Here is a 25,883-nt window from a genome sequence, read left to right as displayed (position 1 = left end):
TTTTAAACAGCTTAAAAGTGCCCAACCCATTGCAATTTCTATTTATTAGGTGCGTTTTAAGTATTGACCCCGATAAATACTTTGTCCAATTATTTTACAATTTAGTTCACTCTGTAAGGTTTAAATTTTAAATAAACTGACCATTTGGTTAGTTTATAACTAGATACCCTAATTTGAGAGCTTAAATGTTACCGCTGTAACATTACTGTCATCTTGATGAAATATAATTTCGCCAACGTTAAGATTAAAGGGTGTTTTGATGACTTCAAATCCGAATAAACCGACTTTTAATACGGATCGAAGCCGTCTATTTAAAGATCGGTTTGCCAAGTTTGGCATAACCGCAGGTGGGGTAATGGTATTAATAGCGCTGCTATTGATATTTTTCTACCTTCTTTATGTAGTTCAGCCAATTTTTGAATCAGCAAAAGTAGAAAAGCGCGACAGCTTCAATGTAACTAACTCGCAGCAAATTGCAGGTTTAGGTGTTGAAGAACAAACTGAAGTTGCCTACTTACTAAGTAAGCAAGGGCAAGTTGATTTTTACAGTGTTGACTCAGGCAGTTTTGGTAAAAAGCTCAAAGCACTTGATGCGCAATTACCAAGCGATGCTACTAGTTTTGCAACCAGCGCTCCTTTTCAGGGGCATTATGCGTATGGTTTAGAAAACGGCAGCGTAATGGTTGTTGCACCTAAATTTTTGGTTACCTTTCCAAATAACGAGCGCAAACTAACACCTCGTTTAGATTTTCCGCTTGGAGAAATGGCACTTGAAGTTGATGAGCAAGGTGCAGCTATTAAGCGTTTTGCATTTAGCCATTACGAAGACAAAACAGCCGTTGTAGCACTTACCGAAGACAAGCGCATATTGTTTAGCAGCTTTGTTGCTGAAGAAAACATGTTTACCGGTGAAGTTGAATGGGTTGTAGAGCGTACCGAGCTAAATATTGAAGGCCGTGTTGATGAGCTATTAATTTCGCCGGATACAACACGGACTTTTGTTCGTTCAGCTAATCAAATTTATGTTTATGATACGCGCTACCCAGATGACGTAGAGCAGATACAGTTACTTTCAGCGAATGAAGAAAACGCAAATATAGTATCAGCACAGCTTCTTGCGGGTGCAAACTCGTTAATGCTTGCAAATGATAACGGTGAAGTGTCGCAGTGGTTTGAAGTAAATACAGATGCGGGACGTGAATATCAAAAAATACGTTCGTTTGAAACAACTAAGCAAAGCAAACTCAATGTATTTACTGAGTTTTATCGTCGTACTTTCTTTACTACGAGCAGTAATGGTGAGCTAGGTGTTTATTATACAACCAGCGAAGCAAAACTTTGGCAAGGGAAGGTAAGTGAAGGCGCTATAGAAAATTTTGCAATTGCACCGCGTTCAAACGCAGCGCTCATACTTGCTGATAACAAATTAACGGTACTTGAAATTCATAATGAGCACCCAGAAGTGACTTGGTCTGCTTTATGGCAAGAAGTATGGTACGAAGGTTATCCTGAGCCGGGTTATATTTGGCAGTCAACTTCTGCAAGTGATGACTTTGAATCTAAATTTTCATTAGTACCAATTTCGTTTGGTACGTTAAAAGCAGCGCTTTACGCGATGTTGTTTGCAGTACCTATTGCGCTTTCTGCCGCTATTTATACGGCTTACTTTATGTCGAGCGAGTTACGTAAAGTAGTTAAGCCTACAGTTGAAATAATGGAAGCTCTTCCTACGGTTATTTTAGGCTTTTTAGCGGGTCTTTGGTTAGCTCCATTAATTGAAGAGCACTTGCCGGCTATTGTCGGGCTGCTGGTATTGTTGCCGCTTGGTATTTTAGCTACCGCATTGGGTTGGACTAAGCTACCGTCGAGTATTCGCCATAAAATCCCTGAAGGTTCACATTCAATACTATTGATTCCAGTTGTTCTATTAATTGGTTGGTTCTCGTTCGCGATGAGCGAAACAGTAGAGCTTTGGATGTTTGATGGCAATGTACGTCAATACTTAACAAATGAGCTTGGTATGACGTTTGACCAACGTAATTCATTAGTTGTTGGTATTGCGATGGGATTTGCCGTTATTCCTACTATATTTTCGATTGCTGAAGATGCCGTATTTAGTGTACCTAAACACTTATCGAATGGCTCGCTTGCTCTAGGTGCAACGCAGTGGCAAACGCTTGTACGTGTGGTACTTCTTACAGCAAGCCCTGGTATTTTCTCTGCTGTAATGATGGGACTTGGCCGTGCAGTAGGTGAAACCATGATTGTATTAATGGCTACAGGTAACACACCTATTATGGATTGGAGTATTTTCCAAGGTATGCGTACGCTTGCAGCAAACATTGCAGTAGAAATGCCAGAGTCAGAAGTTGGCAGCTCGCACTATAGAATATTGTTCTTAGCGGCCTTTGTATTATTCATATTCACCTTTATTTTCAACACAGTGGCTGAGTTTGTTCGTCAGCAACTGCGTGAAAAATACAGCTCAATGTAAGTGGAGAGACACGACATGGTAAAGCAGTGGTTTAAGTCTGGTTCTCCTTGGATTTGGATGACAGGTGGTGCAGTAAGCATTAGCTTGATTTCGGTTTTAGGTTTATTAGCAATGATAGCCTGGAAAGGGTTAAGTTTTTTCTGGCCTTCTGAGGTTGTACAATTTGAGCTTGAAGGGTCTATTTCAAAACAAACCGTAATAGGCGAAATTTACGACCGTGAATTAGTACCAAAAGCACGCTTAGCGGCAACAGGTATTGATGTAAGTGGGTTCAAAAAAGACGAAGTAGAGCGCCTACTTATCAAAACGGGTAACCGTGAATACGTAGATTTAGATTTTCGTTGGATACTAGAAACCGACATTACAAATAAAACAACGCCGGCAACGCTTGCTGTATTCGAGCGTAGTAAAAATGGTAACTTTTATGGTTACGTTGAAAGTGTAATTAAAGATGGTAAACCTGTTGAAGGCGATAAAATTGAAGCCCTGCATGAACTTGTAGAGCGTGCCGTAGACTTAAACGATGAAGCTCTTGATTTACAAAATGGTGACATTGGCCATATAAACTATGAGCTTGAGCGTCTTCGTTTAAAAGAAAAAGGTTACCTGCTTGATGACGCATTAACAGATGAACGGGTAGCTGAGCTTGCTCAAGCACGAGCGGATTTACGTGCAGAATATGCAGTGCTTGAAAAAGATTTATTTGCACTACGCAAGCAAGCCAAACGAGACCATGTAACTGTAAAAGATATGCGCGGTGAAGTAGTTACTATTCCGATGTATCAAGTACTTGATGTTTGGTTTCCAAACGATATGGGCTTTTTTGCAAAGCTTGGTCATTACTTTGTGCAACTAGGTAAGTTTGTATCAGACGACCCACGTGAAGCAAATACCGAAGGCGGTGTATTCCCTGCTATATTTGGTACTGTATTTATGGTTATGTTAATGGCTGTAATCGTAACGCCTTTTGGTGTGGTAGCAGCAATATACTTACACGAGTACGCCGCTAAAAACGCAGTGACTAAGATGATTCGTATAGCGGTAATTAACCTTGCGGGTGTACCTTCTATTGTTTACGGTGTATTTGGACTGGGCTTTTTTGTATATATGCTAGGTGGCAGCTTAGATCAGTTGTTCTACCCTGAGGCATCACCTACACCAGTATTTGGTACGCCAGGTGTTATGTGGTCTGCGCTTACATTAGCTATTCTTACTCTACCGGTTGTTATTGTATCAACCGAGGAAGGTTTATCGCGTATTCCAAGTACCGTACGTGATGGTTCGTTAGCGCTTGGTGCAACTAAAGTTGAAACCTTATGGCGTATAATTATTCCTATGGCAAGCCCAGCAATAATGACAGGTTTAATACTTGCAGTTGCTCGAGCGGCCGGTGAAGTTGCACCACTTATGCTTGTAGGTGTGGTAAAAATGGCCCCTACGTTACCACTTGATGGCAACTTCCCTTATTTTCACTTAGACAGAAAGTTCATGCACTTAGGCTTTCATATTTACGATGTAGGCTTTCAAAGCCCTAATGTTGAAGCGGCGCGTCCGCTGGTATATGCAACGGCCTTTTTATTAGTGTCGGTGATTATTACCCTCAACATAACTGCGATTGGTATACGTAATCACTTACGTGAAAAATTTAGATCGCTTGAACACTAATTAGTAAAGATTTTATAGGTAACAAACATGATTACAGTCGCTCCACAAGTAAACCAAGCTAATATAGGTCAAAAATTAGACCTAGAAAACTTAACTGACGACCAAAAAGCGTTAGAGATTAAAAACCTTGATCTTTACTATGGTGATAAGCAAGCATTAAGTAACGTTAATATGAACATCCCAAAAGGGCAGGTAACCGCGTTTATCGGGCCATCGGGCTGTGGTAAATCAACATTACTTCGTTGTATTAACCGTATGAATGATTTAGTTGATATTTGTCGTATTGAAGGTGAAATATTACTGCATGGCCAAAACATTTACGATAAAAGTGTAGATGTTGCAGCGCTTCGTCGTAACGTGGGGATGGTGTTTCAACGGCCTAACCCATTTCCTAAATCAATTTATGAAAATGTGGTTTATGGCCTACGCTTACAAGGCATCAAAGAAAAACGTAAATTAGATGAAGTGGTAGAGCAATCACTACGCGGTGCTGCTTTATGGGATGAAGTAAAAGACAGATTACACGATAGTGCATTTGGGCTATCGGGTGGTCAGCAACAACGTTTAGTTATTGCTCGCTCTATTGCTATTGAGCCAGAAGTACTGCTGTTAGATGAACCAACATCAGCACTTGATCCAATTTCTACTTTGGTTATTGAAGAGCTAATTAACGACTTAAAGAACAAGTTTACCGTTGTTATTGTTACACATAACATGCAACAAGCAGCGCGTGTATCTGATCAAACCGCTTTTATGTACATGGGTGAGCTGATTGAATACTCAGACACAAATACCTTATTTACAACGCCTAGCAAAAAGAAAACAGAAGACTACATTACAGGCCGTTACGGCTAGTGATTGTTTTAGTGTTGTTGATGAATTTAAGAGAAGGTAATTATGGAACATAATATTAATAAACATATTTCTGGTCGCTTTAACCAAGAGCTAGAAAATGTACGTAACCATGTTTTAAACATGGGTGGCTTAGTTGAGCAACAACTTAACAGTGCACTTGACGCTGTAAGCCGTAACGATGCTGAGCTTGCACAAAAGGTGCGCCAAAACGATTATAAAGTTAATGCGATGGAAGTAAGCATTGATGAAGAATGTACGCGTATTATTGCGCGTCGCCAACCTGCTGCGAGCGATTTGCGCTTAGTTATAGCTATTGCAAAAACGATTGCAGATTTGGAGCGTATTGGCGATGAAGCTGAGCGAATTGCTAAAGTTGCACTTGATTCATTTACTAAAGATCAACAAGACTTATTAGTAAATATTGAAAACATGGGTCGCCAAGTTTTAAAAATGCTACACGACGTACTTGATGCATTTGCGCGTATGGATGTACAGCGCGCCTTTGAAGTACACAAAGAAGATGCAAAAGTTGACCGTGAATACGAAGCGATAACACGTCAAATAATGACTTATATGATGGAAGACCCACGCTCAATTCCTAAAATTATGGATTTAGTGTGGTCTGTGCGTTCGTTAGAGCGTATTGGTGACCGTTGCCAAAACATTGCTGAATACATCATTTATTTTGTTAACGGTAAAGATATTCGTCATACATCTCAAGAAGATATAGAAAAATCTTTATAAGATTTTATCTATCATTCTTTTTTACTAAAGCGGCTTGGTGCCGCTTTATGCATTGTTAGCCATGGTGAAATAATAAAAAGCGTTCACAATCGTGGTTAATACTGTAAAATTCATGCTGCAAAGCATATCAATTTGATTAAAGGGTCAGTTATGCCTACAAACGCGTTTTTAGGAGTATTTGCAAAATCTCCTATCAAACCAATGGAAGAACACATCAATAAAGTGCATCAAGCTAGTAAAGCTTTGATACCTTTTTTTAATCACGTATTTAAAGAAGAGTGGGAACAAGCAGAAGAGCTTCGCATCACTATTCGTAATTTAGAGCGTGAAGCTGATGATATGAAAAGAGATATACGTTTACAGTTACCGCGCGGTTTATTTATGCCGGTAGAACGTACAGATCTGCTCGAATTAGTAACTCAACAAGATAAAATTGCCAATAAAGCAAAAGATATTGCAGGACGAGTGATTGGTCGTGAAATGACTATTCCTAAAGTAATGCAAGCAGACTTTTTAGCTTATTTAACTCGCTGTGTAGATGCTACTAAACAAGCCTCTAAAGCAATAAATGAGTTAGAAGAATTACTAGAAACGGGCTTTAAAGGTCGTGAAGTGACCTTAGTAGAAAAAATGCTCGTAGAATTGGATGCAATAGAACAAGACACGGATGATATGCAAATAAAAGTACGCCGCCAACTACGTGATGTAGAAGGTGAGCTAAACCCAATTGATGTAATGTTTTTATACAAAATTATTGAATGGGTTGGCGAGCTTGCAGATATTGCAGAGCGCGTAGGATCACGTCTTGAGCTGATGTTAGCTCGTTAATTTAAAATCAGTTCAAACACGAAAGATTAAGGTTACACAATGGATATCATTGCATCTTACGGCACGGTATTAATTTTAATTGCCGCAGCAGTTGGCTTTTTTATGGCTTATGGTATTGGCGCGAACGACGTTGCTAATGCGATGGGTACTTCTGTAGGTTCGAAAGCACTTACAATCAAACAAGCAATTTTTATTGCGATGGTTTTTGAATTTGCAGGGGCTTATTTAGCCGGTGGAGAGGTTACATCAACGATTCGTAAAGGAATTATTGATGCTGCTCCATTTGCTGCACTCCCTGATTTAATGGTTTTAGGTATGATCTCTGCGTTATTTGCAGCGGGTACTTGGCTATTAATTGCCTCATTTTTAGGCTGGCCGGTATCAACTACCCACTCAATCATTGGTGCTATCATTGGTTTTGCGTTAGTTGCAGTTGGTACAGAGGCAATTCAATGGAATAAAGTAGGTGGTATTGTTGGTAGTTGGATTATAACGCCAGCTATATCGGGCTTTATTGCATACTTAATATTTATGAGTGCACAAAAACTAATTTTTGATACCGATGCACCACTTAAAAATGCTAAACGCTATGTACCACTTTATATGGGCTTAGCGGGCTTTATTATGGCGCTAGTAACCATTAAAAAAGGTTTAAAGCATGTAGGTATTAATATTGGTTCAGTAGAGGGTTACGCCCTTGCAATTGCTGTAGCAGTAATAGTGGCCATTATTGGTAAAGTTGCTATTGCACGATTAAATATTGATCCTAAAGCTGATAAGCAAATGCAGTTTAATAACGTTGAAAAAGTATTTGCGGTATTAATGGTATTAACGGCGTGTTGTATGGCGTTTGCGCATGGATCTAACGATGTAGCTAATGCAATCGGTCCATTAGCTGCAGTTGTAAATATTGTTGAAAACAATGGTGAAATAGCTAAGAAAGCCGCTATTGCATGGTGGATTCTACCTCTTGGTGGTTTTGGTATTGTTGCGGGTCTTGCTATTTTAGGCAAAAAAGTAATTAAAACGATTGGTGAAGGCATTACACATTTAACACCGAGCCGTGGTTTTGCTGCTGAATTAGCTGCTGCCTCTACCGTTGTTATTGCATCGGGTACTGGTATGCCAATTTCTACTACACAAACCTTAGTTGGTGCTGTGTTAGGTGTAGGTATGGCACGTGGTATTGGTGCACTTAACATGGGCGTTATCAGAAACATTGTAGTTTCTTGGGTAATTACGTTGCCAGTTGGCGCTGCCCTTGCTATTGTTATTTTCTACGTACTAAGAACCGCGTTTGGGGTTTAATAAAAAAGTACTCAAAGACTTTTAGCTTGAAAAGATCTCAACGCCCTAGGTGTTGGGGTCTTTTTATTTGTGGAAAGAAAAAATGACTAATCTTCCAAGTATTAAGCAGCTGCAATATTTATTAGCTGTTCATCAACATCAACACTTTGGCAGAGCTGCCAGCGCTTGCTTTATTGGCCAATCTACATTAAGTAGTGCAATTCAAAACCTTGAAGAAACACTAGGTTGCCAGCTAATTGAGCGCGAAAACCGAAGCTTAATGTTTACCAGTATTGGTGAAGAGGTTGTTGAGCGCTCTCGTAAAATAATAAACGATACTATTAGCTTAAAAGAGCTGACAAAAAGCTTTTTAACACCACTTAGTGGTAAGTTAACAGTGGGTGTTATACCTACTATCGCAAGTTTTATAGCTGCGCCTTTGTATCATTTTTGCAAGCAAACCTTTTGTGATTTAGAGCTAGTACTCGTTGAAGATACCAGCGACAAACTACTTGATAAGCTAGAGCATGGACATATTGATTTAGCATTACTTGCATTGCCGTATCAAACTGAAAAATTCCATACTCAAATTTTGGCTAAAGACCATTTTAGCTTAGTGCACCACAAAGATTACACTCAAGCAAAAGGCGTAGAGGATTTTAATTTATTGCCTGATGCAAGTGTGTTTTTATTAGAGCGAGAGCATTGTATGACGGGGCATGCGCTAAGTGCGTGCCACTTAAATCGCTCAAGCTGTATTAACCCTTTTGAAGCTGCAAGCTTACATACATTACTCAGTATGGTTGAGCATCAACTCGGCGTGACATTTTTACCTCAAATGGCAATTAATGCAGGAATACTTGAAAATAAAGATATGGTTGCAACGCCATCGCCAAGCGATGCCTATCGAGATATTGGTATTCTATGGCGCAAAACCACGGGTCGAATTCGCGACTTTAGGCTATTTAGCCAACAGCTAGAGGTGTTTTTAAAGCGCCAATGTAGCTTAGATTATTTAGAGCTAAAATAATGCAAAAAGCAGCCTATAATGGCTGCTTTTGATTTTGCACATGGCTTTCGAAAGGTTCAAGCTCTGGTAAAAATAATAAATAAATCCAAACCACTAAGTTAAAGTAGGGCACGCAGCCTAATGTTGTAAATACTTTAACGGGGTAGCCTTTGATATGTGCGTATCGATAACATTGATACGCAATTGCAAAGTGTATAATCAGTAATAATATAACTAGCTGTGTCATACCTTTCTCCTTAAAAGCTAAATCGCTTTAAAAGCCACTATAAACGACAGTACTACGTCATCAAAAGGTAATGTCATGTTTTTAAAGTGAAATGCATAAAATAACACGACATCATTTATGTGATACTGAAAGTATAGGCAAGAAAGGTAAAATTGATAGTAATAAAATGCTTAAAATTGTTCAATTTTGTTTATTAGTAGCTAGCTTATTGTTGGTAAAACGTTTTATTTTTTGAGATTTTTTCAAGCTCACCTTTAATTTTTTCAACAGGTATTGGGTGGGCAATAAAGTAACCCTGGCCATAATCTACGCCTATCTCTTTTAGGGCAAAAAATATCTCTTTATTTTCAACATATTCAGCAACAGAGCGTTTGTCTAAGGAGCGGCTTATATCGTTTATAGCCTTAACGAGTGCCAAATCTATAGGGTCGTTAAGCATGTCACTGACAAACGAGCCATCAATTTTTACGTGCTGAGCTGGTAACTGTTTTAAATAGTTAAAGGTGCTAAAGCCTGTACCAAAATCATCAATAGAGAAGTGACAGCCAAGTTTATTGAGCTTTTCTATCATTTTGCGGGTTGCTTTTAAATTATTGATACTCGCTGACTCGGTGATCTCAAAAATTATGCGCGTTGGTGGTACTTGGTATTTCTCTAGGTTTGATTCGATTAAAGGTAATAAGCGCTCATCTAAAAATGATTGTGCCGATAGGTTAATTGCAACTTGATTAAGCTCAGGATGTTTTGCAACGCAAGCAATAGCATTACGTACAACACATTGGTCCATCATAAATGTATCGTTTAGCATTTCTAATGAAGGGATAAATTGATTAGGGTAAATCAGCTCACCATTATGTTTTAAACGAAGTAATGCTTCAAAGTAGGCTACTTTGTTTTCTTTAAAGTCCCAAATAGGTTGGTAGTGTAGTTCTATTTGGTCTTGTTTTAGGGCTTGTCTAATTTCGTGCCCCCACTCGAGCCCAGATTGCAAAGTGTTGTTTTGTGCATCCTCTTTTGAGTAGCAATGTACTAAATTTCGCCCTAAGTTTTTAGCAATATATAGCGCAATATCAGCTTGTTTTAAGCATTCATTAGGGTCGCAATTTTGTGGCGTTATTTGAGTCAAACCAATAGAGCAGCTAATTGTGTATATTTGATCTTCAGATTTAAATGAATGCTTTTCTATGGCGCTACACACACCTTCGGCAATAAGGTGAGCGTCAAGTAAGTTTATATCTGTGAGGATCACCGCAAACTCGTCCCCGCCAATTCGACATACTAGGTGATCATCGCCAATATTCGCTTTAAATAGCTGCGCCACTTCTTTTAGTACAATATCGCCCTGATGGTGCCCTTTGCTGTCATTAATTATTTTAAAGTGGTCCAGGTCAATATATATAACAGCATGTTCTACACCTTCGTAAGTGTACTTATCTTGGCATATTTTGTTGAGTTGCTGGTCAAAGTAATAGCGATTATGTAAGCCTGTTAGTGGGTCGTGGTGTGCTAAATGACGAAGCTGAAGTTCTGCTTGTTTTCGCTCATGTATATTATCGATAGTGGCCGTTATCGTTGCGTTATTTCGGCTATTTTTAATTAACTGAAGTCGACACTCAACCCAAATCAGGTTGCCATTTTTATGGCTTAGCTTCACTTCTATTTGTTGTTGCTGCTGGCCACCATTTAAAATATCGTTAATCGTATGGGTAAGCTTTTGCTTATCATCCAAACTACAGTAATCACTAAGTGACTTTTGCAGTGTTGATTTTACACCAAAGCCACTTAATGCTTCCCATGCGGGATTAATAAAGCGGATCAACCCTTGTTGATCAAGCTCTAGCACTACGGTGTTTAGATGTAACAAAATACGCTGATGCGCCGAAAACAGCTCTTTATAACGCACTTCACTAACACTTAACTGCTCTACTTTATGAGCAAACTCTGCGTAGCTGACCATAAAGTCTTCACGGCGAGCAGCATGATCACACACTTTATTTAAAAATGAAGGGTCGTACGGTGCTCTAATAAAGTCGGTAACGCCTGAGAGTAAAAGCTGTTCTGCGTAATCGGCATCATCACTTTCTATAATTGTTACAATGGCTTGTTTAGAATTATGTTGAAGTATTTCTTCAACTAATAAGCTTGAGCTTTGAGCGCTAGAAGAGGTTGCATCCAGCAGCACAATTGAAAACTGCTGCTGATTGTATGCATTAAGAGCGGCTTTGGCCGTTGTAACATGTGTAATGGCAAAGTTTAGCTTTAGTTGCTCGCTAATAGTGTCTGCGGTTTCTTGAATTGGCTCTAAAAGTAATAAATTTAGCCTGCTACTTTTTTCTAAATGGGTAGAAAGTACATTAGCGAGTACTTGCGGCAACATGTCTTTATGCTCAAACGGTAATACCGCATCTATGCCGTAACTTCTTGCTGTGGTTTCTGCTATGCGTTCACAATAAATAGGTGGAATAAGTAAAATAGGAGTATTTTTTGGGGTTTTTAATAATCCTGAGCGGATCATTCTTGAAAAGCGCCAACCATCAATTTTACCAACATTAAGACCTGTAATTATAATATCGACAGGTTGTTGTTTTAATAGTCTTAAAGCTTGTTGGCTGTCTTGTGCATCTATAAAAGTAAATACATGTAAGCTTTCAAGGGTGGCTCTAATCGCATGGCGTTCAGCACTACTTGCGTTTAATATAAGCAATTTTAGCTGGTCTGCCACGTTTTGAACCCTCAAATATAAATAACAATAATTTAACCAAACAAGAATAATGATATTTAATCATAAGAACAAGGAAATTTAACCACTAAAATGCGACTAAGGTACTATAAGTTTGGCTGATTTCTTGAGCTTAACATCCGATACATATAAACTTGGCGCGATTTTAAATGATGTGGATTACTAAATTATGCGCGTGGCTGACTTTAGCTTTGAATTACCCGATGAATTAATTGCACGTTTTCCAAAAGCGGATAGAACTAGCAGCCGCTTACTTACTCTAGATGGCCCAACAGGCCAGGTTGAGCATAAAGTATTTAGTGACGTGCTTGATTTAGTAAACGAAGGTGACTTACTGGTATTTAACAATACCCGAGTTATTCCGGCGCGTATGTTTGGTCAAAAAGCGTCAGGCGGTAAAGTAGAAGTACTTGTAGAGCGTGTTGTTGATGAGCACCGAGTACTTGCTCATGTGCGTGCTAGTAAATCACTAAAGCCTGGTAACGAAGTTATTTTAGAAGGCAAAGCAAAAGTAACAATGATCGCACGACACGATACCTTGTTTGAGCTTGAATTTGATCGCAATCAAAATGTGCTGGATATATTAAACGACATTGGCCACATGCCATTACCGCCATACATTGACCGCCCAGATACCGAAGCCGATAGAGAACGCTACCAAACCGTATATGGCGAAAAGCCAGGCGCAGTAGCAGCACCCACAGCAGGTTTGCACTTTGACGATAAGCTTATGGCAGCGCTTAAAAATAAAGGCGTAAATATGGCCTTTGTTACATTACACGTAGGTGCTGGTACATTTCAGCCAGTACGTGTAGATAGTGTTGATGAGCATGTAATGCACTCTGAGTACATAGAAGTACCTGACGACGTAGTACAAGCAGTTGCGCAAACTAAGGTAAATGGCGGGCGTGTAATTGCAGTTGGTACAACCTCAGTGCGTTCATTAGAATCGGCGGCTAAAATTCATGGTGGCAAATTAGATAGTTACTTTGGTGATACAGATATTTTCATTTTTCCGGGTTATCAGTTTAATGTTGTTGATGCCATGGTTACTAACTTTCACTTGCCTGAGTCAACGCTAATAATGCTAGTGAGTGCATTTAGCGGCCAAGACAATATTATGGGTGCTTACAATACGGCAATAGAACAGCAGTACCGCTTTTTTAGTTATGGTGATGCGATGTTTTTAACACGCAAGTAACAAGTTGTTGTTTAATACTCAGTCGAATATGTCAAAAACCCCAGCTTAGTTGCTGGGGTTTTTGTTAATGGCAATTGGCATAACTGAATTTACCGCAGCTAATAGTATTAGCGAGGCAAAAAGGGTAGAATCGAGCGGTTAAATTATAGCTTGTTGGACTGTTTTTCCGACATTGAGGATGATATGAAATTTGAATTAGACCGTACTGACGGAAAAGCGCGCCGCGGCCGCTTGATTTTTGACCGTGGTGTAATAGAAACACCCGCATTTATGCCTGTTGGTACATACGGTACTGTAAAAGGTATGACTCCGGACGAAGTTAAAGCCACTGGCGCACAAATTTGTTTAGGTAATACTTTTCATTTAATGCTTCGCCCAGGTACTGAAATCATCAAACAACACGGTGATTTACATGATTTTATGAACTGGGATTTCCCTATTCTAACCGACTCTGGCGGCTTCCAAGTATTCAGCCTTGGCGCAATGCGTAAAATTACCGAAGAAGGTGTTTTATTTCAGTCGCCTGTAAATGGTGATGAAATTATGATGTCACCAGAAAAATCGATGGAAGTACAGCGCGATTTAGGCTCAGATATCGTAATGATTTTTGACGAATGTACGCCATACCCTGCTACTGAAAAAGAAGCAAAAGACTCAATGGAACTATCTCTTCGCTGGGCTAAGCGCTCAAAAGAAGGTCATGGTGATAATCCATCTGCGTTATTTGGTATTATTCAAGGTGGTATGTACCCAGAATTACGTGCACAATCACAAGCCGGTTTAGAAGAAATTGGTTTTGATGGTTACGCGTTAGGTGGTTTATCAGTAGGTGAACCTAAAAACGAAATGATGAATATTCTTGATCATTGCGCGTACAAAATGCCTGAAGACAAACCACGCTACCTTATGGGTGTAGGCAAACCAGAGGACTTAGTTGAGTCGGTTCGCCGTGGTATTGATATGTTTGACTGTGTAATGCCTACGCGTAATGCGCGTAATGGTCACTTATTTATTACCACTGGTATTGTTAAAATCCGTAACGCAGTGCACAAAACAGATACAGGCCCACTTGATCCTGAGTGTGATTGCCATACCTGCACTAATTACTCGCGTGCATACTTGCATCACCTTGATAAATGTAATGAAATTTTAGGTGCGCGACTAAACACTATTCATAACTTACGTTACTATCAACGTGTTATGGAAGGTTTACGTAATGCAATTAGCGAAGGTAAATTAGAAGAATTTGTACAAGATTTTTATGCTCGCCGAGGCCAAGAAGTGCCAGAGCTTGTAGAGACAACAAATTAAACTTTAAAATTAAAGAGGAAGTATCATGAGTTTATTTATTTCAAATGCACACGCAGCAGCTGGTCAACCTGCAGCCGGTGGTGGCTGGGAAATGCTAATAATGTTAGCAATTTTTGGTTTAGTTTTTTACTTTTTGATCTACCGTCCACAAGCTAAGCGCGTTAAAGAACACAAAAGCTTAATGAGCGCGATGGCTAAAGGTGATGAAGTACTTACCCAAGGTGGTTTAGTAGGTAAAATTGTGAAGATTACTGAAGATAAAGATTTCATCGTTATCTCATTAAACGAGCAAGCTGAAGTAACAGTACAAAAATCTGCAGTATCTGCAGTATTGCCAAAAGGCACAATGAAGTCGCTATAAAAATAATAAGGACGACCCCGTGTTAAACAAGTTTCCAGTTTGGAAGTATTTACTTGTTTTAGCTGTGGTAGCTATTGGCGTTTTATATGCTTCTCCAAACTTGTATGGTCGCGATCCGGCCATTCAAGTTTCGGGTGCTAAAGGTGCCGATGTAGACCTCGCTGTTGTAGACAAAGTAAACGCAACCCTCAAAAAACATAACGTAACTGTTAAATCAACTAAGCTTGAAGATGGACAAATACTTGTTCGTTTCAAAAATGTTGAAGAGCAACTTAAAGCGCAAGACTTATTGCGTGATTCATTAAGTGACGATTACGTTTCTGCTATTAATATGGCTCCGGCTCAACCTACTTGGTTAAAATCACTCGGTGGTAACCCAATGAAGCTAGGTCTTGATTTAAGTGGTGGCGTACATTTCACCATGGAAATCGACATGGCTACTGCGGTTGATAACCAGCTTGAGCAAATGGAACAAGACTTTAGAAGCGATTTACGCGAAGAAAAACTACGTTACCGTAGTGTTCGCCGTGTAGCTGGCTCTGAGCGTATGCGTGTAGAAATGCGTACTGAAGAAGATAAAGACGCTGCAGAGCGCTTATTAGAATCTCGTTACCCATTAAATGTTTACATTGATGATAGCAGCAACGATAAAGCATTTTTTGCCACCATGAGTGAGCAAAAGCTTAAAGAAATTCGTGACTACGCAATTAAGCAAAATGAAACGATTATTCGTAACCGTATCAACCAAATTGGTGTTGCAGAGCCAAACGTACAGCGCCAAGGTGCTGAGCGTATTATTGTGCAATTACCAGGTGTTCAAGATACCGCTCGCGCTAAAGAAATTTTAGGCGCTACAGCAACGCTTGAGTTTCGTGAAGTAGACGAAAACGCCGATCCAAGCGCAGCTGCTCAAGGTCGTATCCCAGCGGGTACTGAAATGATCATGAGCCGCGACGGTTACCCTGTAGTACTTAAAAAACGTATTATTCTTGAAGGTAGCCATATTACTGGCGCGCAATCAGGTAGTGACGAATACCAACGTCCACAAGTAAGTATTACCTTAGATAGCAAAGGTGGGGCAAAAATGAATGCCTTTACCAAACGTGCTATTGGTAAACGTATGGCCACAGTATTTATTGAATACAAGCCATCGGGTAAAAAGGATGAAAACGGTAAGGCGCTTCCACCAATTAAGGTAGAAGAAGTTATTAACGTTGCGACTATTCAGGCTCGCCTTGATCGCTCATTCCGCATTACAGGTATCGATAACCCAGCTGAAGCGCATAACTTAAGCTTATTACTTAGAGCGGGTGCACTTGTTGCTCCAATTCAAATAGTAGAAGAGCGCACAGTAGGGTCAAGCCTAGGACAAGAAAACATTGAAGCAGGTATGACAGCTGTTGCACTTGGTTTTGCGTTTGTACTTGCCTTTATGCTTATTTACTACAAAGGCTTTGGCTTAGTAGCTAACTTGGCGCTCGCGGCTAACTTAGTACTAATTGTGGGTGTAATGTCGCTTATTCCTGGCGCTACATTAACCTTGCCAGGTATTGCCGGTATTGTATTAACCGTAGGTATGGCGGTAGATGCTAACGTACTGATTTTTGAACGTATTCGCGAAGAACTGGCCGATGGCCGTAGCCCTCAACAAGCGGTTCATTTTGGTTACGATAGCGCATTTAGCACTATATTTGATGCCAATATCACCACACTAATTGCTGCCATTATATTATTTGCAGTGGGCACAGGCCCAATTGCAGGTTTTGCGGTTACATTAGCAATTGGTATTTTAACTTCAATGTTTACAGCTATTGTTGGTACCCGTGCGGTAATCAACTTTATCATTGGCGGTAAACGTGTTGATAAACTTTCAATTTAAGGAGCAGACATGCAAATTTTAAGTTTGGGTAGCAGAACCCTTCGTTTCATGTCTCTTCGTAAAGTGGCTATGGGCTTTTCGACGTTATTGATAATAGCGTCGCTTGCGTCAATTTTTGTTAAAGGCTTAAACTTTGGCTTAGACTTTACTGGCGGTACCGCAGTAGAGGTGGGCTTTTCACAGCCTGCAGATCTTAAAAAGGTACGTAATGTACTAGCCGAAAATGGCTTTGCTGATGCTTCCGTACAGTTATTTGGTTCAAGCCAAGAAATTTTAGTACGCCTAGCGCCTCGTGGAAGCGATGTTAAAGCAGAAGTAATTGGTAACCAAGTAATTGCAGCATTAAAACAAGCAGACGACAGCGTAGTAATGCGTCGTATTGAGTTTGTTGGTCCAAGCGTAGGTGAAGACTTAAAAGAGCAGGGTGGCCTTGCCATGTTAACTGCGCTTATTTGTATCTTAATCTATGTTGCATTTCGTTTTGAGTGGCGCTTTGCAGTAGGTGCGGTAGGTGCGTTATTACACGACGTTATTATTACAGTTGGTTTGTTTTCGGTATTAGGGTTAGAGTTTGATTTAACAATATTAGCGGCAATACTTGCGGTAATAGGTTACTCGCTCAACGATACTATTGTTGTATCTGACCGTATCCGTGAAAACTTCCGTAAGGTACGCATTGACGACACTATCGAAATTATTGACTTGTCTTTAACACAAACACTTAATCGTACACTTGTAACATCAATCACTACAATTTTAGTATTGATTGCCTTGTTTGCATGGGGCGGGCAAACCATTCATGGTTTTGCAACTGCATTACTGTTTGGTGTGTTTATTGGTACTTATTCTTCTGTTTATGTTGCAAGTTCGGTTGCTATAGCAATGGGCGTAAGCAAAGAAGATTTAATACCTGAAGTGATAGAAAAAGAAGGTGCTGACCAAGACGCTATGCCGTAACTAGGTTTGTACTTAATAAAAACCGCTCTTATGAGCGGTTTTTTTATGAGTGCATTTTTTTAGGCGCAATAAAAGTGTCATACACACTTGGTACTTTGTTGCTCCAATCAAAATAGTTGTAAGGCAAATACGTGACGATTCAGCGCAAAGTATTAGAGTACATTTTAAAAAGCGGTGAAATAACGACGCTGTTTCAGCCTATTTTTGATATTAGCAATCAAGTTATTGTAGGTTACGAAGCACTTAGTCGAGGACCTAAAGATAGCCCGCTAGAAATGCCTAATACATTATTTAAAGTAGCCCATGAGCAAGGTTTAATTTCGGAACTTGAATTACTATGTCGCTCTAAAGCGATTGAAAACTTTGTAAGGCTTAACCTACAAGGTAAATTATTTTTAAATGTAAGCCCTAAAACACTACTTGATCCTTGCCATCCTAAAGGGGAAACATTGCACCTAATAGAGCAATTTGACTTAGCGGCTAATCGTGTAGTTATAGAGGTTACTGAGCAAGAAAAAGTAGATGATGGTTTTTTGCTATTAAAAACGATAGCTCATTACCGAGAACTTGGCTTTACTATAGCAATAGATGATTTAGGCGCTGGGTATTCAGGCTTAAAACAATGGTCTGAATTATGCCCCGATTTTGTAAAAATCGACCGCTATTTTATTGATCATTGTGATCAAAGCGAAGTTAAAAAAGAGTTTTTGAAATCTATTACAATTTTGGCCAGAGCCACTAATACTCAGGTTATTGCCGAAGGGATAGAGCGCCCAGAAGAGCTCACGTTCGTAGAAAACTTAGGCATTAGTAACGTACAAGGGTTTTTACTTGAAAAGCCAAGCATAAAGCCAAGTGAAGACTTTAGCTCAGAGCAACTACAAGCTCTTTCATTTACGCAATCAAATACATTATTTGATCAATCGATGGCCATAGGCCGCCTATCTATTACACAACCTGCAATAAGCAGCGACACTCGCTGTAAAGATGCGCATAAACGCTTTGAGCAAGATAAGTCACTCATAAGCATTGCAGTGTTAAGTAATGAGAACAAGCCCGTAGGGTTACTTCACAGAGATCAATTAACAGAGGTTTTTGCAGCGCCCTACGGGCATGCTCTTTATGATAAACGCCCCGTTACTGCACTTATGGATAAGCAGCCCTTAGTCGTTGATGAAAACCAATTACTCGATACCGTAAGTAAGCAAATAACTGAGCAAGACTTTGATATTCGCCGCCATATAGTAATCACCAGAGAAAGCGCTTATTTAGGATTAGCGCCGCTTCGCGATATTTTAAAACACATAACCGAAGAAAAAATACGCCATGCACAGCATGCTAATCCACTGACTATGCTCCCTGGTAATGTAGCAATTAATGAAGCTATAGAGCAGCGATTAAAAGGTAGTAATCCTTTTTCACTCGCGTATATAGACTTAAATCATTTTAAGCAATTTAATGACTTATACGGTTACGCTAGCGGCGACAGTGTAATTAAACTATTAGCTGATGTAACAGTGCAAGCGTGTAAAAATAGTGCTAACTTTGTAGGGCATATAGGTGGCGATGACTTTATGGTGGTGTTTGATCAGCACAACGCTGTTGATATATGTAATACCATTATTGAACAATTTGAACACCAATCTCGTATATTTTTTACACCTGAGCACATAAAGAGCAAAGGGTATTGGGCTACAAATCGTGAAGGAGAAAAGCAATTTGTGCCTTTACTAACGTTATCGATTGGCTTAGTTGAGCCTGATTTACAGCAATGTAAAAACAGCCACCAAGTTGCAGCACTTGCAACTGATGCTAAAAAAGAAGCCAAACGTTATCGTCATAGTTATTTGTTTATTTGCAAACGCAAAGGGCCTGCACCCGCAGTAGTGCGTCTAGCAAGTAATAAGCAGGTAATTTAAATAAAAATAGGTAATTGTTATGTTGCCAATAAAGTTTTTAGTTTGCGTATTAAGTTTGTTTGCGAGTTTTTCGCTCATCGCGCAAGATCAGATAATAAGTGTTGCCCAAAAACAAGATACTCAAAATGCCCGAGAAGAGTACTTAAGTGAGTTACTAGCTCGAGCACTCGAAAGCGCAAATTACCCCGGGGTTATTAGGATGACTCCAATATCAGAACATCAAAAGCGTAAGCTCATAAACCTGCAAAGCAGTGACCTTGATATGTATTGGAGTATGAGCAGCCCAGAACGAGAAGCGCTTGCTTTAGCTATTAAAATACCGTTATTTAAAGGTTACATAGGAAAGCGGGCTTTACTCACTAATAGACAAAATGTAGCACGTTTTAAAAACGTAAAAACTCTTGAGCAGCTAGGAGAGTTTTCAGCAGTGCAAGGTCACAACTGGCCAGATACAAGAATCATGTCGTACAACGGGCTACATGTAAGGCCACTCACCAATTACCAAGCCATGTTTACTTTAACAAGCCGTGGGCGAATAGATTATTTTCCTCGCTCATTTATTGAGGTTAATTCCGAACTTATTGAAAACAAGCAAAGTAACCTTGTTGTCGTGCCCAACCTATACATAAGCTACCCAACGGGTATTTATTATTTTGTGGCAAAAAGTAAGCCTGAGTTAGCTATAGCGATTGAGAAAGGTTTAAAGCTGATGCAAGAAAACGGTGAGTTTGATGCCTTATTTAACGAATATTTTGCAGATGATTTAAATAAACTGCCTTATACAAAAGGGAAAACGGTCGAAATTAAACTCGATAATCCTTATTTTTAGGTGCAAAAAAAGGAGCCGAAGCTCCTTTTTTAGTTATACCAATGTAGTTGATATAAGCTGTTTATTAGCGAAGTAACGACTCAGATAACACTGGACGAATTTCACGAATAATAGCTTGAGTCAATTTTGGCGCGCCACAAATGATATTGCCACTGTGGTTATAGTTATTACCACCAGCAAAATCGACTACCATGCCGCCCGCTTCTTTAACCAAAAGCTCGCCTGCAGCAGAGTGCCAAGGTTTTAAACCAATTTCAAAAAATCCATCTACACGACCCGCAGCAACGTATGCCATATCTAAAGCAGAACAACCTGCACGGCGAATATCAGCTGTATGCACAAACAATGCTTTAAATGCTTCAGTGTATGCATCCATATGATGTTTGTTTTTGAAAGGGAAACCAGTAGCAAGTACAGTACCCGCAAGTACAGTTGTTTTGCTTACACGAAGACGTTTGCTGTTAAGTTGTGCGCCTTGACCTTTAGAAGCCGTGAAAAGCTCACCACGAATTGGATCATAAATAACGGCTTGGTCTAAACGACCTTTAACTTTAAGTGCAATAGAGATTGCGTAATGAGGGATACCTTTGATGAAGTTAGTTGTTCCATCGATAGGATCTACAATCCATTGGTAATCTGCATCCTTGCCTTTGTGCTCACCTAGTTCTTCACCAACAATTGAGTGAGTAGGGTAAGACTGTAAAATTGTGTCGCGAATTACGGCTTCGGCTTCTTTATCAATGTTAGTTACTAAGTCGTTAGCGCCTTTTTGTTGCACTTCAACTTTTGATAAATCTTCGCCAGCGCGAAGTAAAATTTTGCCTGCGTTACGCGCAGCGCGAACCGCAATGTTTAACATTGGATGCATGGTGTTACCTTTGGGTTGTAAAAGAACGTTTGTATATTTCAGCCGGCGTATTTTAGCGACTTTTGACATAAAGTAAACAATAAACCCCAAATAAATGCGGGTGTTTTTTGTACAGCCCTGAAAGTGCATACTTTTTTAAAACATAATTATCTGCATTTAAATAAATTAATTTTAAATAATACTTTACCTAAAGTTAACTTGAGGTTTTATCGTGGCCTCAACTTAAACAAATAAGGAAAGTTATGTATTTAGAACATGTAAACTTAGTCGCAAGTGATATCGATTCAATGCTAGCGTTTTATCAAGCGGCATTTCCATATTGGTCAATTAGAAGTGAAGGACAAGGCGATTGGTATGGTAAACCAAGGCGCTGGGTCCATTTTGGTGATGATACCCACTACATAGCTATAAGCGACCATGGAGAGGGAGAAAATAGGTACTTGTCGGGGCATCAAGTTGGCTTTGCTCATTTTGCATATGTTACGAATAATTTAAATGCAGTGGTAACGCGTTTAAATAAAGCGGGTTTTAAAGTAAGTAAAAAAGGTAGCACCAATCCATTTAGAAAAAATGTGTATTTTATTGACCCCGCAGGCTTTGAAATAGAGTTTGTAGAATATTTAAGCGATATACCAAGTGAGCGAAATAACGATTTATAGTCATCCCCTAAGCACCGTAAGGCACGGTGCTTAGATAAATTTTTATTATCGATTACTACTACCAGCACCAAGTTGAGTTTTTAGCTCATTGGCAAAACTCATAAACTTCTCTTTAATTGTGCGCTTAACTTTTACTTCTACCGAGCCTAATATGGCTTTACCCTCAATATAAATAGTCGGGCCTTGGCGTTTATTAAGCGATACCGATTTGTTTTCAAAGCTGCTTAATGTACAAAACATCTTAGATACTACATTTACATGATCTGGCACGTATATTTCATCACTACCAAATATGCAATTAACGTGAATGGTTACATTTTGATGTGCAAATATAGCGTCAGTAAAATCAAGTACCACTGAGCCCATATAGTTGCTTAAGTAAATATTTTTTGGCACAACCCACTGACCGCTTCGCTCATTTGAGCCTAATATACTGCGCAGTGTAAAATCGTCATCGCTATTTTGTTGTGCACTATAATTTGGAGAAAATTGCGTGTGTTTTTGCGCTTTATATTGCTGATCAGTGTTAAGTGTTAAATCTTCCACTAAGTTCATTAATACTTCGTTTGAGTTTGCATCCATAGCTTCATCTAAACGTCGTTCAAATGCCTCTACAGAAATAACCCCGTGACTGTAATTATAAATCAGCTGGTCAATCACTTGTTCACGAACGTGTTCTATTGGGCGGTCTTCAATTTTTACAGACATTAGGAGCAATCCTTTTATTAAGCGAGTACAAACTAGAAAGCAATCAACGTACCAATATTAATACCTTTAATTATCAGTGGTTTAATTTTATTATAGTGCTTTGCTGTTTGTTATATTAACGATAGATTAACCAAAAGTGCAATTATCTAGCTATTTTCACTACTTAAGAAAGTTTTACCGATAAGTCTGTAAAACTTTACTCAAAGCTTGTGTACCACAAATGTTGGTTGTGGTTTAAGTCTATGATTTTTATGTGAAAATAAAGTTGGCCTAAAGCTCGCATTAACTAATTCGTCTTTAATCAAAAGGAGAAAGATTATGAAAACATTCAACAAATCTATGATTGCAGCGTTAGTTCTTGGTACTACAGCAATGGGTGCACAGGCAAGCAGCTGGGAAAACGAAAGTAAAGATGCTTGGATTGATGGTAAGGCAGAAACAGTGCTTCTTATGAACACTAATCTAAACAACTTTGACATTAACACTGATGTAAAAAATGGCAAGGTAGTACTTACAGGTAAAGTAAACAGCGACCTAGATAAAGAGTTAGCTGAAGAACTTGTACTTAGCCTAGATGGCGTAATGGATGTAGATAACAACTTAACTGTTGTTAAAGATATGGATGCTAAAACTACAGATACCGATATGGACACTGATGACAACGACTTAACTGACGCTAAAATCACCACGGTAATTACAACTCGCTTCTTATTTGACTCAGAAGTTGACGGTACGGACATTGATGTTGATACCGACAACGGCGTAGTGAAGCTAAAAGGTTCTGTTGAATCTGAAGCTGAAAAGCAGTTAGCAATCAAAATTGCTAAAAACGCTGAAGATGTTCGTGACGTAGTTGATGAATTAACTATCGTTGCTGAATAATACACTATACTAAAAGCCCAGCACTGCTGGGCTTTTTACTTTGTCATTTTAAAGGAGTTACACCATGGATATTATTCGTATTATTTTGTCGATTTTATTGCCACCACTGGGCGTGTTTTTACAAGTTGGTTTAGGTATGCACTTTTGGCTAAATATTTTACTAACACTACTGGGTTACTTCCCGGGTTTAATACACGCAATTTATATAATTGCCAAAAAGTAATGCCGCACTTTATGTAATGTAAGCCGACTTTCTAAACGGCTTACATACCTTCCCTGCTTTAAATCCCCCTATTTTTATATTATTACCCACTTAAAAGATTACTATTTAAGCAGTTAGCTTACTGATTGTTAAAATAAAGGTTTTTGCTAGTGACAAGCCCTTAAAAAGTTTTTATACTGCAACCCGCTTTAGTCGCTCTGTGGCTAAACGCTTCAAAAATTAACTGCCTTGCAGTTATATAAAGTTGGCCCCTTAGCTCAGTTGGTTAGAGCACACGACTCATAATCGTTAGGTCCCCAGTTCGAGTCTGGGAGGGGCCACCACTTTTCAAAGCGTTCTGTTTTCATATATCTTAGTACAAATTAGCTCATCTTATTTTAGTTTAATAGCACATTCGTCTATGTAGTTTCTCGCTTAAATTATTTGTTTCGGCCATTTGGTTTTTTATTCTCAATCTTGTAATTAATAGAAACCGTCAGAACGCTACTTTAAAATTATTTATTATTTGCAATCAATAATATAGTTGTGTACTTTCCTGGGGACAATTTAGGGTTGTTCAAATAAATTTATAAGGAAGTATTATGAAAACGAATAAAATTGCAATCTTACTGTTTACTGCTGCTGTTGCGAGCCCCGCTGTATTGGCCGAATCTCCAAACTTTAACTATGTTTCTGCTGGTTACCTTAATGGGGATATTGATGGCGATGATGCCGATGGTTGGACTCTTGATGGTAGCACGCTACTAGGCGAGAATTTTTTTCTATCTGGTCAATATCAGACTGTTGGTAATTCAGATGATGGTTTAGACGTAGACTTAAACTGGCTTAGTGCTGGAGTAGGTTACCGAACTGCTATTAGCGCGAGCACTGACTTTTATGGTTTATTAACATACGAAAACGTAGAAGCTGAGGCATCGTATCGTGGAAATAGTGCTTCAGAAGATGAAAATGGCTATGGCCTATCTATAGGCGTTCGATCAATGCTGAGCGATAGCATTGAACTAGATGGCCGTTTAGGCTACATCGATATTGAAGATGAGAGTGAAACATCGATCACTTTGGGTGCGCGTTATTACATGAATAAGAACTTTTCTATTGGTGCTAATTACACGACAATTGATGAGCTAGATTTGGTTAGCTTAACGGCTCGATACAGCTTTTAAGTAGTAATACATTAATTGTATTTGAGCGCACTAATCAGTGCGCTTTTTTATGTTCGTTACTTTTCTATTTTGAGTTTTCTTACGAAAAGCTAAAGCTAAAGCTAAAGCTAAAGCTAAAGCTAAAGCTAAAGCTAAAGCTAAAGCTAAAGCTAAAGCTAAAGCTAGAGGCGTTAAGTATTTAATTAACTTGGTACTTACTGTTAGTACGAATGTAGATAGTTGCAGGTTTATCGCTGTTATTTTCAAGCGAGTGAGTAAAGCGACCATTTGATTCTACATAGCTGCCTGCTCTTAGGTTTTGGACTTTATTTTGCTCGCTTGAGTTGTAATTAACTGCACCGCCAATAACCACAGCGCGAAACTCACTAGCCTCAGTGCTTATTTCACCTTTAAAGCCAGCAGGAAGTTTAATCATTGAGCCATTCAAATTGGCTGTACTTCCCCATACATAAGTAGATTTAACACCGTCTACGTTTATGTCGTTTAAATCACTATCGTTTAACCATACAATGTTGTCTTTATGTAGATTTAATGGGCGATCGCCATTATCAAATTGCTCTTTTGTTGGCTTTACTAAATATGGGCCTGAGTCTATTTCGAGGTATATTAAGTTAGTTTTGCCATTGGCAGCAGTGGTGTGGTTTTCACCTGCTGGCTGTGTCCAAAATGAGCCTGCTGGCATCCACATTTTTTCAGCGGCTGGGTCGTCATTATGCATTTGCCCTTCAATAACAATACCGCGATAGGTAATGTTATGAATATGTGGTGGAGATTCAAATCCTTTTTTAAAGCGAACTAGCATACCTGTTGCATTATCTGTTGTACGGTTACCCCAAAGATCGGCTGCGCCAGGGCTTTTATCGCCACGAAGTGGGTTTAGGTAACCCCAATCAATATTGCTAGCAGCAACTACTTTTGATGCGTTTTGCTGAGCAAAAGCAGGCGATGAGCTAAGTGTTGCTACAAGTGCAAGTGTTGATGCGTTTAATAATAGTTTCATAGGTATGCTCCGTTAAGTTGGTATGCGTGTATAGTACGGTTTAAAATTCACCCA

Annotated in this window: 23 protein-coding genes and 1 tRNA gene; 19 read left to right on the top strand and 5 right to left on the bottom strand. The window is 39.2% G+C overall.

Annotation, left to right across the window (positions count from 1 at the left end; genetic code table 11):
* Positions 1 to 259 precede the first annotated feature (259 nt).
* The 7 genes from ALFOR1_RS14730 to ALFOR1_RS14700 all read left to right on the top strand — a co-directional run bounded on the left by ALFOR1_RS14730 (position 260) and on the right by ALFOR1_RS14700 (position 8,903).
* Entirely contained in the window at positions 260 to 2,494 is a 2,235-nt protein-coding gene (locus ALFOR1_RS14730; protein ID WP_104643405.1) for an ABC transporter permease subunit, read from the top strand.
* A gap of 15 nt (positions 2,495 to 2,509) precedes the next feature.
* Complete coding sequence (pstA, locus tag ALFOR1_RS14725; RefSeq protein WP_104643404.1) at positions 2,510 to 4,159, top strand: phosphate ABC transporter permease PstA; 1,650 nt, start codon at positions 2,510 to 2,512, stop codon at positions 4,157 to 4,159.
* 27 nt (positions 4,160 to 4,186) lie between these two features.
* Positions 4,187 to 5,014, top strand: coding sequence for a phosphate ABC transporter ATP-binding protein PstB (gene pstB, locus ALFOR1_RS14720; protein ID WP_058549342.1), 828 nt, complete (start codon positions 4,187 to 4,189; stop codon positions 5,012 to 5,014).
* Positions 5,015 to 5,056: 42 nt separating this feature from the next.
* Positions 5,057 to 5,758 (top strand): phosphate signaling complex protein PhoU, encoded by a 702-nt coding sequence (gene phoU / locus ALFOR1_RS14715; protein WP_058549343.1) that lies wholly within the window; start codon positions 5,057 to 5,059, stop codon positions 5,756 to 5,758.
* A gap of 150 nt (positions 5,759 to 5,908) precedes the next feature.
* The gene (locus ALFOR1_RS14710) at positions 5,909 to 6,586 is read left to right on the top strand and encodes a TIGR00153 family protein (protein WP_058549344.1); all 678 of its coding nucleotides are present in this window, start codon (positions 5,909 to 5,911) and stop codon (positions 6,584 to 6,586) included.
* 39 nt (positions 6,587 to 6,625) lie between these two features.
* Positions 6,626 to 7,894 carry an inorganic phosphate transporter gene (locus ALFOR1_RS14705; protein ID WP_104643403.1) on the top strand — a complete coding sequence of 423 codons (1,269 nt, stop codon included), beginning with the start codon at positions 6,626 to 6,628 and terminating at the stop codon, positions 7,892 to 7,894.
* A gap of 82 nt (positions 7,895 to 7,976) precedes the next feature.
* Entirely contained in the window at positions 7,977 to 8,903 is a 927-nt protein-coding gene (locus ALFOR1_RS14700; protein WP_104643402.1) for a hydrogen peroxide-inducible genes activator, read from the top strand.
* Between the two features lie 13 nt (positions 8,904 to 8,916).
* Here ALFOR1_RS14700 and ALFOR1_RS14695 read toward each other — a convergent pair whose 3' ends face one another.
* Both ALFOR1_RS14695 and ALFOR1_RS14690 read right to left on the bottom strand, forming a co-directional pair.
* Complete coding sequence (locus ALFOR1_RS14695; protein WP_058549347.1) at positions 8,917 to 9,129, bottom strand: hypothetical protein; 213 nt, start codon at positions 9,127 to 9,129, stop codon at positions 8,917 to 8,919.
* Between the two features lie 205 nt (positions 9,130 to 9,334).
* Positions 9,335 to 11,851, bottom strand: coding sequence for a two-component system response regulator (locus ALFOR1_RS14690; RefSeq protein WP_104643401.1), 2,517 nt, complete (start codon positions 11,849 to 11,851; stop codon positions 9,335 to 9,337).
* Between the two features lie 187 nt (positions 11,852 to 12,038).
* On the opposite strand from ALFOR1_RS14690, the gene queA reads away from it, so the two are divergent.
* The 7 genes from queA to ALFOR1_RS14655 all read left to right on the top strand — a co-directional run bounded on the left by queA (position 12,039) and on the right by ALFOR1_RS14655 (position 20,326).
* Positions 12,039 to 13,070, top strand: a complete 1,032-nt coding sequence (queA, locus tag ALFOR1_RS14685) for a tRNA preQ1(34) S-adenosylmethionine ribosyltransferase-isomerase QueA (RefSeq protein ID WP_104643400.1) — start codon at positions 12,039 to 12,041, stop codon at positions 13,068 to 13,070.
* 183 nt (positions 13,071 to 13,253) lie between these two features.
* On the top strand, positions 13,254 to 14,381 hold the full coding sequence (gene tgt / locus ALFOR1_RS14680; protein ID WP_058549350.1) for a tRNA guanosine(34) transglycosylase Tgt: 1,128 nt from the start codon (positions 13,254 to 13,256) through the stop codon (positions 14,379 to 14,381).
* Positions 14,382 to 14,406: 25 nt separating this feature from the next.
* Positions 14,407 to 14,742: a preprotein translocase subunit YajC gene (gene yajC, locus ALFOR1_RS14675; protein ID WP_058549351.1), complete on the top strand. Its 336-nt coding sequence runs from the start codon at positions 14,407 to 14,409 to the stop codon at positions 14,740 to 14,742.
* 19 nt (positions 14,743 to 14,761) lie between these two features.
* On the top strand, positions 14,762 to 16,621 hold the full coding sequence (gene secD / locus ALFOR1_RS14670; protein ID WP_104643399.1) for a protein translocase subunit SecD: 1,860 nt from the start codon (positions 14,762 to 14,764) through the stop codon (positions 16,619 to 16,621).
* A gap of 9 nt (positions 16,622 to 16,630) precedes the next feature.
* Entirely contained in the window at positions 16,631 to 17,578 is a 948-nt protein-coding gene (gene secF, locus ALFOR1_RS14665) for a protein translocase subunit SecF (protein WP_058549353.1), read from the top strand.
* Positions 17,579 to 17,709: 131 nt separating this feature from the next.
* The gene (locus tag ALFOR1_RS14660) at positions 17,710 to 19,497 is read left to right on the top strand and encodes a GGDEF domain-containing protein (protein ID WP_104643398.1); all 1,788 of its coding nucleotides are present in this window, start codon (positions 17,710 to 17,712) and stop codon (positions 19,495 to 19,497) included.
* A gap of 19 nt (positions 19,498 to 19,516) precedes the next feature.
* Entirely contained in the window at positions 19,517 to 20,326 is an 810-nt protein-coding gene (locus tag ALFOR1_RS14655) for a substrate-binding periplasmic protein (protein WP_104643397.1), read from the top strand.
* Between the two features lie 64 nt (positions 20,327 to 20,390).
* Here ALFOR1_RS14655 and suhB read toward each other — a convergent pair whose 3' ends face one another.
* On the bottom strand, positions 20,391 to 21,194 hold the full coding sequence (gene suhB / locus ALFOR1_RS14650; protein ID WP_104643396.1) for an inositol-1-monophosphatase: 804 nt from the start codon (positions 21,192 to 21,194) through the stop codon (positions 20,391 to 20,393).
* A 242-nt stretch (positions 21,195 to 21,436) separates the two neighbouring features.
* Here suhB and ALFOR1_RS14645 point away from each other — a divergent pair, with 242 nt between their 5' ends.
* On the top strand, positions 21,437 to 21,853 hold the full coding sequence (locus ALFOR1_RS14645; protein WP_104643395.1) for a VOC family protein: 417 nt from the start codon (positions 21,437 to 21,439) through the stop codon (positions 21,851 to 21,853).
* A 45-nt stretch (positions 21,854 to 21,898) separates the two neighbouring features.
* Here ALFOR1_RS14645 and ALFOR1_RS14640 read toward each other — a convergent pair whose 3' ends face one another.
* Positions 21,899 to 22,561 (bottom strand): LiaF domain-containing protein, encoded by a 663-nt coding sequence (locus ALFOR1_RS14640; protein ID WP_104643394.1) that lies wholly within the window; start codon positions 22,559 to 22,561, stop codon positions 21,899 to 21,901.
* 318 nt (positions 22,562 to 22,879) lie between these two features.
* Here ALFOR1_RS14640 and ALFOR1_RS14635 point away from each other — a divergent pair, with 318 nt between their 5' ends.
* From ALFOR1_RS14635 to ALFOR1_RS14620, 4 genes are all read left to right on the top strand, one after another.
* A complete protein-coding gene (locus ALFOR1_RS14635; RefSeq protein WP_058549359.1) occupies positions 22,880 to 23,443 on the top strand; it encodes a BON domain-containing protein in 564 nt (187 codons plus the stop codon).
* Positions 23,444 to 23,507: 64 nt separating this feature from the next.
* Positions 23,508 to 23,666: a YqaE/Pmp3 family membrane protein gene (locus ALFOR1_RS14630; protein ID WP_004587604.1), complete on the top strand. Its 159-nt coding sequence runs from the start codon at positions 23,508 to 23,510 to the stop codon at positions 23,664 to 23,666.
* 246 nt (positions 23,667 to 23,912) lie between these two features.
* Positions 23,913 to 23,989, top strand: a tRNA-Ile gene (locus ALFOR1_RS14625).
* A gap of 258 nt (positions 23,990 to 24,247) precedes the next feature.
* Positions 24,248 to 24,829, top strand: a complete 582-nt coding sequence (locus ALFOR1_RS14620) for an outer membrane beta-barrel protein (RefSeq protein WP_104643393.1) — start codon at positions 24,248 to 24,250, stop codon at positions 24,827 to 24,829.
* A gap of 178 nt (positions 24,830 to 25,007) precedes the next feature.
* On the opposite strand, the gene ALFOR1_RS14615 is transcribed toward ALFOR1_RS14620, so the two are convergent.
* Entirely contained in the window at positions 25,008 to 25,829 is an 822-nt protein-coding gene (locus ALFOR1_RS14615) for a DUF4437 domain-containing protein (protein ID WP_104643392.1), read from the bottom strand.
* Positions 25,830 to 25,883 lie beyond the last annotated feature (54 nt).

This window comes from Pseudoalteromonas carrageenovora IAM 12662 (assembly GCF_900239935.1).
Classification (GTDB): domain Bacteria; phylum Pseudomonadota; class Gammaproteobacteria; order Enterobacterales; family Alteromonadaceae; genus Pseudoalteromonas; species Pseudoalteromonas carrageenovora.
Note: the sequence above shows the minus strand (reverse complement) of the source record. Positions and strands in the feature narration are given on the sequence as shown.